This is a genomic window from Citreimonas sp. (assembly GCF_042096055.1).
GTDB lineage: Bacteria > Pseudomonadota > Alphaproteobacteria > Rhodobacterales > Rhodobacteraceae > Citreimonas.
Map to the genome: position 1 here is coordinate 5219 of NZ_JBELMH010000061.1, position 1961 is coordinate 7179.

Consider the following 1961-nt stretch of genomic DNA (forward strand, 5'->3'; position numbering starts at 1 on the left):
GTTCCAGCCGATGGACCTGCTGCCCGAGGCGACGCTCGACCGCCGCGCGGCGATGCTGCAGGTGCCCGCGCTGATCAAGTCCTACCTGCGCATGGGCGGTTTCGTGGGCGAGGGCGCCTTCGTCGATCATGCCTTCAACACCACCGACGTGTGTCTGGTGATGGACACCGCCCGGCTGGATGGCTCGGCCAGCGCCCGGTATACCAAGGGCCGTCTTTGACCTGGACCGTTCCGCCGATCCCGGCGCCGGAACGGATCGGCCCGGCGGGCTGGCTGCGCGTCGCCCTGCGCGGCACGGCGATGGGCGTACTGGTCTTCGGTGGGCTCGCGCTTCTGCTGGCGCTGCGTCTGATCGAGCGGCCGCTGGCCGGGCAGGCGCGCCCGGTGACGCCGTGGATCACGCAATATGTCTGCCGCGGCTCGCTGGCGATCATGGGCCTGCGGGTGACGACGCGCGGCAGGCCCATGCGGGCGCGCGGCGCGCAGGTCGCCAACCACACGAGCTGGCTCGACATCTTCGTGCTCAACGCCTTCCAGAACGTCTATTTCGTGTCCAAGTCCGAGGTCGCGACCTGGCCCGGCATCGGCTGGCTGGCGCGCGCCACAGGCACCGTCTTCATCCGCCGCGACCGGCGCGAGGCGCGCACCCAGACCGACCTGTTCCAGACGCGCCTGCTGCACGGCCACCACCTGCTGTTCTTCCCCGAGGGCACCTCGACCGACGGGCGGCAGGTGCTGCCGTTCAAGACCACGCTCTTCGCCGCCTTCTACAGCGACGCGCTGCGCCATACCGCGCGCATCCAGGCGGTCAGCCTTGCCTACCACGCACCGGCGGGCGCAAGGCCGGCCTTCTACGGCTGGTGGGGCGACATGGATTTCGCGCCCTCGCTGGTCGAGGTGCTGGCGCAGCGGCGGCAGGGCGGCGTCACGTTGACTTGGCATCCGCCCGTGCGCGTGGACGACCACCCCAACCGCAAGAGCCTCGCCGCGCATCTCGAGGCGCAGGTCCGCGCGGGCCACGCGGCCGCGATGGACCGCGCCTGAGGTGTCAGCCCACCGCGTCGACCAGCGCGCGCAGCGCGGCCAGCGGGTCGTCGTGGCGCCAGATCTCCTCGCCCACGGCGATGAAATCCGTGACCGGCGCCAGCGCGCGGGCGGCGTCGGGGGTCAGCCCGCCCTCGGCCACCACCGGCACCTCGATCATCTCGGACCACCATTCGAACAGGTCGCGTTCCGCCAGCGCACCGTCGCCCAGGGCGCCGGCGACCGGCCCGAAGGCTACGTAATCGGCGCCGGCCTCGCCCGCGTTCATGCCATCGTGCCGCGACTGGCCGCAGAAGGCGCCCACGATGGCGTCCGCCCCCAGCGCCTTGCGCGCCGCCCGGACCGAGCGCGCGCCGTCGGGCAGGTGCACGCCGTCCAGGCCCAGCCGCTCGGCCAGCACCACGTGCGTGTCGATCACCAGCGCCACGTCGGCCGCGTGCGCCACCTCGCGCACCGCGTCGGTGGCGCGGATCAGCCGGTCCTCGTCGCGGGTCGCCAGCGCCAGCCGCAGGCAGGCTACCGGCACCCCCTGCAGCACCCGGTCGAGCTGGGCGGGAAACGACCCGAGGTCGATCTCGGGCGGGGTCAGAAGGTAGATCTGCGGTCGGTCCTGCTCGGCCATGTCACGCTCCCTCGGTCGTCGCGCCCGGCTTGCGGCGCCCGGCTTGTCGCGGGGTGATAACGCGGGGCGCGGCGCTTGACCATCCTGCTACGCGCAGGCGGTTGCCCGGATGGTTGCAAGGACCGTCCGCGCTGCTATGGAAGGCGCGCAACGACGAAGGACCGCCCATGACGCCGCTTACCGACCAGCCCGCCATCGTGCTCGTGCGTCCGCAGATGGGCGAGAACATCGGCGCGGCCGCGCGCGCGATGTGGAATTTCGGGCTGGACCGGATGCGCGTCGTCGCCCCGCGCGA

Annotated in this window: 2 protein-coding genes and 1 pseudogene; 2 read left to right on the forward strand and 1 reads right to left on the reverse strand. The window is 72.5% G+C overall.

Features of this window, described 5'->3' with window-relative positions; all coding sequences use genetic code 11:
- Nucleotides 1–220 (forward strand): annotated as a pseudogene (locus ACFDTC_RS13120) (ornithine-acyl-ACP acyltransferase); the annotation flags it as partial.
- A complete protein-coding gene (locus ACFDTC_RS13125) occupies nucleotides 217–1044 on the forward strand; it encodes a lysophospholipid acyltransferase family protein (protein ID WP_375259333.1) in 828 nt (275 codons plus the stop codon). The pseudogene ACFDTC_RS13120 and the gene ACFDTC_RS13125, both read left to right, overlap by 4 nt.
- Nucleotides 1045–1048: 4 nt before the next feature.
- Here the strand turns inward: ACFDTC_RS13125 and ACFDTC_RS13130 are convergent, their stop codons facing one another.
- On the reverse strand, nucleotides 1049–1666 hold the full coding sequence (locus ACFDTC_RS13130; protein ID WP_375259334.1) for a thiamine phosphate synthase: 618 nt from the start codon (nucleotides 1664–1666) through the stop codon (nucleotides 1049–1051).
- Between the last annotated feature and the right edge of the window lie 295 nt (nucleotides 1667–1961).